The sequence below is a fragment of the Micromonospora sp. WMMB482 genome (genome assembly GCF_019038635.1).
Lineage (GTDB): Bacteria > Actinomycetota > Actinomycetes > Mycobacteriales > Micromonosporaceae > Micromonospora > Micromonospora marina.
In genome coordinates this window covers 1-6,458 of the sequence record NZ_JAHOPD010000029.1, presented here as the reverse complement: position 1 = coordinate 6,458, position 6,458 = coordinate 1, and the positions used below count along the sequence as shown (strand labels likewise).

Below are 6,458 nucleotides of genomic sequence, written 5' to 3'. Positions count from 1 at the left end.
CCGGTGTCGTGCACGCCAAGGTCTGCGTGGTGGACGACGTCTGGGCCAGCGTGGGCAGCGACAACTTCAACCGCCGGTCCTGGACGCACGACAGCGAGCTGTCCTGCGCGGTGCTCGACGAACCCGCGACGAACGGGCGCCGGTCGACCCGGCCGGGCTGGGCGACGGCGCCCGGGTGTTCGCCCGCGACCTGCGGCTGCGGCTGTGGCGCGAGCACCTGGACCGCGATCCCGGCGGCGCGCAGGACGACGACCTGCTGGACCCGGCGGACGCGGTGGCGGCGATCACCGCGGCGGCCGACGAGCTGGACGGCTGGCACGCCGGGGGCCGGGCCGGTCCCCGTCCGCCGGGCCGGTTGCGGCCGCACCGCCCGGCGCGGCTGCCCTGGCATACGCGGCTCTGGGCGCTGCCCGCGTACCGGCTGGTCTACGACCCGGACGGCAGGCCGCTACGGGCCCGGCGGGCCGGCACCTGGGAAGGTCCGCCACCTCGTGCGGCACGTCCGGGCGGGCCGGGTACGCGAACGAGACCCGCGGCGAGTAGAAGCCCCAGCAGACGTGCAGCGGGTTGGCCGGACGCAGCGCTGTGGACCGGGTGCTCCGCACCGGGAACTCCACCGACTCGACCTCGAACGGTGACACCGGCTCCGCCACGTACGGGTAGTCGGTGACGATCAGCTCGCCGTCGTGGCGGGTGAGGTAGCGGTGGTGGCCGTAGTGCGCCTCGGTGCCGGTGTGCCGACCCGGGCGGTGACCCGGATCAACAGCGTGCCGTCGGCGGCCCGGGTCTCGGCGATGAGCTGGTCGCCCCGCAGGTCGAGGCGGGTCTCTCCAATCGCGGCCGGTACGCCCCGTGCGGCGGCGTACCGCCGGACCCGCTCGCTGGAGGCGAGGTAGTGCGTCCACCAGCCGCCCGGCGTCTCGCCGTCGGGCGGGTCCATGTCCGCCAGTGAGACTCCCAGGGTAGGTCAGCGAGTACGCCCCGAAGCCCGAGGTCTGCGTCTCGTCGTCGACCACGTACTGGTTGACGAAGACCTGTCGCTGCGGGTGCGGGCGCAGGCCCGCGGGCAGCAGTGTGTCGACCGCGCCGGGGTCCGCCGGGAGCCAGCTGAACAGCAGTGTCCGGGCGTTGATGACGAGTTGTGGCGCGGCGGATCCAGCACGGTGCCTCCGTTGACGTGTCGCTACGGACGCTACGGGCGGTCCCCGTCGCGGGACAACGACAGAAAGGCGACACTTCGCCCACCTGTCGGATTCCACGTTGACCGGTCGGGGTACGACCCGGGCCGACCGGTCAGCGTCATTCGCCACCCCGCCGAGCGCGATATCAACCGGCTCACGTTTTTTCTGGCTGCTTACACCTTAAGTACATCGTACTTTCGGCTAGATTTCCGCAGGACGATCGGGCTATGGTGACTTCCGAACGTACGACCGACATCTAAACCTGAGCGTCACGCTCTTTTTTCTTCCGTGGACGAGGTGCAGGGAGGACCAGTAATGACCGCTCCCACGATCAGCGCCCCGTCGACCACGCCGGCGCCTCCGCGAAGCTCGACCCCGCTCGCTCACCGACAGCGCCGCCGACCTGCTCGCGGCGATGGCCGCGCTGCCCGCCGACCACCCGTCGCGGCCGGCGCTGCGCGGACCCGCGCCATCGAGGCGTGGCTGCGCTGGCGAACCACCTGGCCCACCGCTACAGCGGCCGGGGCGAGCCCAACGACGACCTGGCGCAGACTGCCGCGATCGGCCTGATCAAGGCGATCGACAAGTTCGACCCGTCGCGCGGCGTCGACTTCGCCGGCTACGCCATCCCCACCATCATCGGCGAGCTGAAGCGCCACTTCCGCGACCGCACCTGGGACATCGGGTGCCCCGCCGGCTCCAGGAGCTGCGCCTGGCGATCTCCGACGCCAACAGCACGTTGCTCCAGACGCTCGGCCGCTCGCCGACTGTCGCCGACATCGCCGCCCACCTCAAGCTCACCGAGGAGGAGGTGCTGGAGGGCTGGAGGGCGCCCGCGCGTACAACGCGGTGTCGCTGTCCACCCCGACCGGCGACGGCGAGCGGGCCACCGAGCTGGGCGACCTGCTCGGCGGCGAGGACGGCGAGTTCGAGCTGGCCGAGATGCGGGTGGCCCTCAGCCCGGCGCTCGCCACGCTCGACCAGCGCGAGCAGAAGATCCTCACGCTGCGCTCTACGGCAACCTGACCCAGTCGCAGATCGCCGAGCAGATCGGCGTCTCGCAGATGCACGTGTCCCGGCTCCTGCCCGGGCCCTCACCAAGCTGCGCGGGCAGCTCGACGGAACGTACTAGCAAGGAGGGCGGCGGCCGGGTCGGCGGACCGGGCGCGGCGGCCACCCGGCCCGGTCGGCGGTGCGCCGGCCGGGCCGTTCCACGTCCCGGGGGGTGACGCGGACCGTCCGGCGGCGCGGTGCGAGAGTGGGCCGGTGCTCGCCGACATCCCGCTCGACCTGCCGGTGCGCCCGGTCCTGCCGGCGCTCGTCGGCGCGCTGCGCGAGCGCGGCGCCGCCGTCCTGGTGCGCCGCCGGGTACCGGCAAGACCACCACCGCGCCGCTCGCCGCGCCGACGCGGTCACCGGCCGCGTGGTGATCGCCCAGCCACGGCGGGTCGCCGCCCGCGCCGCCGCGCACCGGATGGCCGCCCTGCTCGGCGAGCGGGTCGGCGACCGGATCGGGTACGCGGTGCGCGGCGAGCGCCGGGCCGGACCACGTACCCGGTCGAGGTGGTGACCACCGGCCTGCTGGTCCGCCGCCTGCACCACGACCCGGAGCTGCCGGGCGTGGGCGCGGTCCTGCTCGACGAGTGCCACGAACGGCACCTCGACGCCGACCTGGCGCTGGCGTTCAGCGTCGAGGCCCGCGCGACGCTGCGCCGGACCTGTGGCTGCTGGCGATGTCGGCCACTCGCGGACGGACCGCTTCGCCGCGCTGCTCGGCACCGGCGGTCCCCGCCCCCGTGGTACGCGTCGAGGCAGCGCTGCACCCGGTCGAGCGGGTGTGGGCACCACGCCGCGCCCGGTGACGCCGCCCGGCGCGGGCGGGTCGATCCGGCGCTGCTCGACCACGTGGCCGCCACCGTGCGCCGGGCGCTGCGCGAACGCGACGGCGACGTGCTCGCTTCTGCCGGCGCGGGTGAGATCGCCGCCGTCGCGGGCCGCCTGGCCGGCCTGCGCGAGGTCGCGGTGCTGCCGTTGCACGGACGGCTGCCGGGGCCCGCCCAGGACGCGGCGCCACCCCGGCCGCCGGGCGGCGCGTGGTGCTCGCGACAGCGGTGGCGGAGAGCAGCCTGACAGTCCCCGGCGTACGGGTGGTGGTGGACGCCCGACTGAGCCGGGTGCCCCGCACCGACCTGGCCCGAGGGCTGGGCGCGCTGGTGACCGTGCCGGTGTCGCGGGCGGGCGCCACCCAGCGCGCCGGCCGGGCCGGACGACAGGCGCCCGGCGGCCGTGTCGAGCACCGCGGCGGCGCCGGAGCGACCAGGCGTCGGCGCGGTGCGCCGGCCGGCGACCTCTCCGCCGGCGGTGACCAGGGCGCGGTGGTCTTGGTGCCGCCGATGTCGAGTGCGGCGACCGACCGGTCGTGCTCACCTCGGGCATGGTCAGAGCAGCCCGGCCAGTTCCAGCTGGGTACGCACGCGGCCCGTCTCAGCGGCGTCCAGCGCCGCAGCGGCAGCGACACCGCGTTGCCGGCGATGACGCCGAGCAGCGCCAGGGCGGTCTTAACGCGCCGACGCCCCGGGGGCGCCCCGAGGTGGCCGGGTCGGCGGCGTCGACGATGCGGAACAGCCGGGTCAGGCGGTCCTGCTCCCGCCGGGCGGCGGCCCAGTCGCCCGCCATGCAGGCGCGGTGCAGCCGTACGTAACCGGCCGGGTCACGTTGCCCAGTCCGGGCACCGAGCCGGACCCGCCCGCGAGCATCATCGCGTCGACCACCACCTCGTGGCCGTGAGCAGGCTGAAGTCGCGCTCCGGCGCGCGCTCGGCAATGGCCAGCGCGAGCTGGCGGAACGCGACGTCGTCGCCGCTGGAGTCCTTGACGCCGGCCAGCACACCCTCGGCGGCGAGCGGGTCAGCAGGTCCACGGAGAGCTTGCTGTGCACACAGACCGGGATGTCGTACGCCAGCAGTGGAAGCTCGACCGCCGCGGCGACGGCGCGGAAGTGCCGCTCGATCTCGTGCGGGCCGACGATGGCGTAGAACGGCGCGGTCACGACCAGGCCGTCCGCGCCCAGCCGGGTGGACGCCTCGGCCCGCTCCACGACCCGCCGGGTGGTGGGCTCGATGCAACCGGCGATGACCGGCACGGCGCTGCCGGCGGTCTTCACGATGGTCTCCAGGGCCAGGTCCCGCTCCCTCGGTGAGGAAGACCGTCTCGCCGGAGCTGCCGAGGGCGAAGATGCCGTCGACACCGGCGTCGAGCAGCCACTCGACCAGCCGTTCCAGGGAGTGGACGTCGACCTCACCCTCCCGGTCAAGGGGGTCACGGCCGGCGGCACGACTCCGGCGAACCGCGGGGCGGGGGTGGTCACAGGTTCTCCTCGACAGACTCAGATGCGGTGCGGCCGGTCGCCGGGGTGGCGAGCGCGACCAGTTCGGTGTTCGCGGTCCCGGCGGGCACGGGTGGTGGCAGCGGAACTCGTGGCCCTCGCCCTCGGCGGGGCGCGGCGCCGGCATGTCCACGGCGCAGCCGTCGGTGGCGGCCCAGCAGCGGGTCCGGAACGGGCAGCCGCTCGGCGGGCGAGTGGCCGACGGACCGCGGCCGACCAGCGGAATGGGTTCGATCGGTGACAGCAGGCCCGGCGTGGCCGAGAAAAACGCCCGGGTGTACGGGTGCCGGCCGCCCTCGGGCAGCAGGCCGGCGGGCGTCTGCTCGACGACGCGGCCCAGGTACATGGTGACGACCCGGTCGCTGACCCGCTTGACGGTCTGGATGTCGTGCGAGACCAGCACCATGGCCAGCCCGAGCCGGTCCTTGAGGTCCAGCAGCAGGTGAGGATCTGGGCCCGCACCGACACGTCGAGCGCGCTGGTCGGCTCGTCGGCGATGACCAGCCCGGTTCCAGGGCCAGCGCGCGGGCGATGGACACCCGCTGGCGCTGGCCGCCGGAGAGCTGGCTGGGCAGCACGTCGGCGACCGAGCGCGGCAGGCCCACCAGGGCCATCAGCTCGGCCACCGCTGCTCGCGCTGCTGCCGGGTGCCCCGGCGGTGCACGTCGAGCGGGTCGCGCAGGATGTCGCGCGTACCGGCATCCGGCGGTTCAGCGAGGTGGCCGGATCCTGGAAGATCATGCCGACGCCCGCGCCGATGTGCTCGCGCCGCTCGGCGGCGCTCATCGACCACACGTCCTTGCCGGCGAACGACACCGTGCCGGCGGTCGGCCGTTGCAGGCCACGAGCACCTTGGCCAGCGTGGACTTGCCGCAGCCGGACTCGCCGACGATGCCGACCGTCTCGCCGGACCGGATCACCAGGTCGGCGCCGGTGAGCGCGTAGACCTTCTCCCGGCTGAACATGCCGCCGCCGCGCGAGGCGTGCACCACGTGCACGTCGCTCAGCTCGGCGATCGGCCGGTGCTCGGCGGTGGCGCTCATCGGGCCGGCTCCTTCTCGCTGACGGTGACGGCGGGGGTGGTGGCAGGCGTACCCGTGGCCGTCCGTGCCCTCCAGGGCGGGCGCGGTGTCCCGGCAGATCCCGGTCGCCATCGGGCAGCGGTCGGAGAACCGGCAGCCCTTCGGGAAGTCGGCCGGTGACGGCACCACGCCGCGGATCTGGGTGAGCCGTTCCGCCCCGGTCTCCAGGGACAGGACGGAACCGAGCAGCCCGCGCGCGTAGTGGTGGGCGGGCGCCTCCATCACGTCGGCGGTCACGCCGGTCTCCACGATCTGCCCGCCATACATGACCACGACCCGGTCGCAGACGTCGCTGACCAGGGCGAGGTCGTGGCTGACCAGGATGAGGGCGAAGCCGAGCCGCTCGCGCAGGTCCAGCAGCAGCTTCATCACCTGGGCTGCACGGTGACGTCGAGCGCCGTGGTCGGCTCGTCGGCCGATGATCAGCTTCGGGTCGCGGGGACAGGGCCATGGCGATCACCACGCGCTGCCGCTGCCGCGCCGGAAGCTCGGCGGGTACGCGGCGAGCGTGCGCCGCGGGTCCAGCCCGACCAGCCGCATCAGCTCCTCGGCCGAGCGGGTGCCGCCACGGGCGGATCATCTGGGCGAGCTGGGCGCCGACGCGCAGCGCCGGGTTCAGCGCCGACCAGCGCGTCCTGGTAGACCATCGCGATCTCGCGGCCCATCAGGGCGGCGGCCCTTGGCGTTCAGCTTCAGCGGTCCGTGTCCTGGAAGCGGATTCCCGCCGCGTACCCGGGCGCCCTCCGCAGCAGACCCATCACGGCCAGGACGCTGAGCGACTTGCCCGAGCCGGACTCCCCCACCAGGCCGA

At 74.4% G+C, this 6,458-nt stretch carries 3 protein-coding genes and 5 pseudogenes; 3 read left to right on the top strand and 5 right to left on the bottom strand.

Annotation, left to right across the window (positions count from 1 at the left end; all coding sequences use genetic code 11):
- A pseudogene (locus KSK32_RS32560) lies at positions 1 to 475 on the top strand (phospholipase D-like domain-containing protein); the annotation flags it as partial.
- A gap of 198 nt (positions 476 to 673) precedes the next feature.
- On the opposite strand, the gene KSK32_RS33890 reads toward KSK32_RS32560, so the two are convergent.
- Positions 674 to 940, bottom strand: coding sequence for a hypothetical protein (locus tag KSK32_RS33890; RefSeq protein ID WP_254188929.1), 267 nt, complete (start codon positions 938 to 940; stop codon positions 674 to 676).
- A 556-nt stretch (positions 941 to 1,496) separates the two neighbouring features.
- Here KSK32_RS33890 and KSK32_RS32550 point away from each other — a divergent pair.
- Positions 1,497 to 2,313, top strand: a pseudogene (locus tag KSK32_RS32550) (SigB/SigF/SigG family RNA polymerase sigma factor).
- Between the two features lie 134 nt (positions 2,314 to 2,447).
- A pseudogene (locus tag KSK32_RS32545) lies at positions 2,448 to 3,463 on the top strand (helicase-related protein); the annotation flags it as partial.
- A 202-nt stretch (positions 3,464 to 3,665) separates the two neighbouring features.
- Here the strand turns inward: KSK32_RS32545 and KSK32_RS32540 are convergent.
- The 4 genes and pseudogenes from KSK32_RS32540 to KSK32_RS34400 all read right to left on the bottom strand — a co-directional run bounded on the left by KSK32_RS32540 (position 3,666) and on the right by KSK32_RS34400 (position 6,016).
- Positions 3,666 to 4,343 (bottom strand): dihydrodipicolinate synthase family protein, encoded by a 678-nt coding sequence (locus KSK32_RS32540; protein WP_308163829.1) that lies wholly within the window; start codon positions 4,341 to 4,343, stop codon positions 3,666 to 3,668.
- Between the two features lie 358 nt (positions 4,344 to 4,701).
- Positions 4,702 to 4,911 (bottom strand): annotated as a pseudogene (locus tag KSK32_RS34730) (oligopeptide/dipeptide ABC transporter ATP-binding protein); the annotation flags it as partial.
- Positions 4,912 to 5,131: 220 nt separating this feature from the next.
- Positions 5,132 to 5,179, bottom strand: a pseudogene (locus KSK32_RS33880) (hypothetical protein); the annotation flags it as partial.
- Between the two features lie 168 nt (positions 5,180 to 5,347).
- Positions 5,348 to 6,016, bottom strand: a complete 669-nt coding sequence (locus KSK32_RS34400) for an oligopeptide/dipeptide ABC transporter ATP-binding protein (RefSeq protein WP_305801550.1) — start codon at positions 6,014 to 6,016, stop codon at positions 5,348 to 5,350.
- Positions 6,017 to 6,458: the final 442 nt, after the last annotated feature.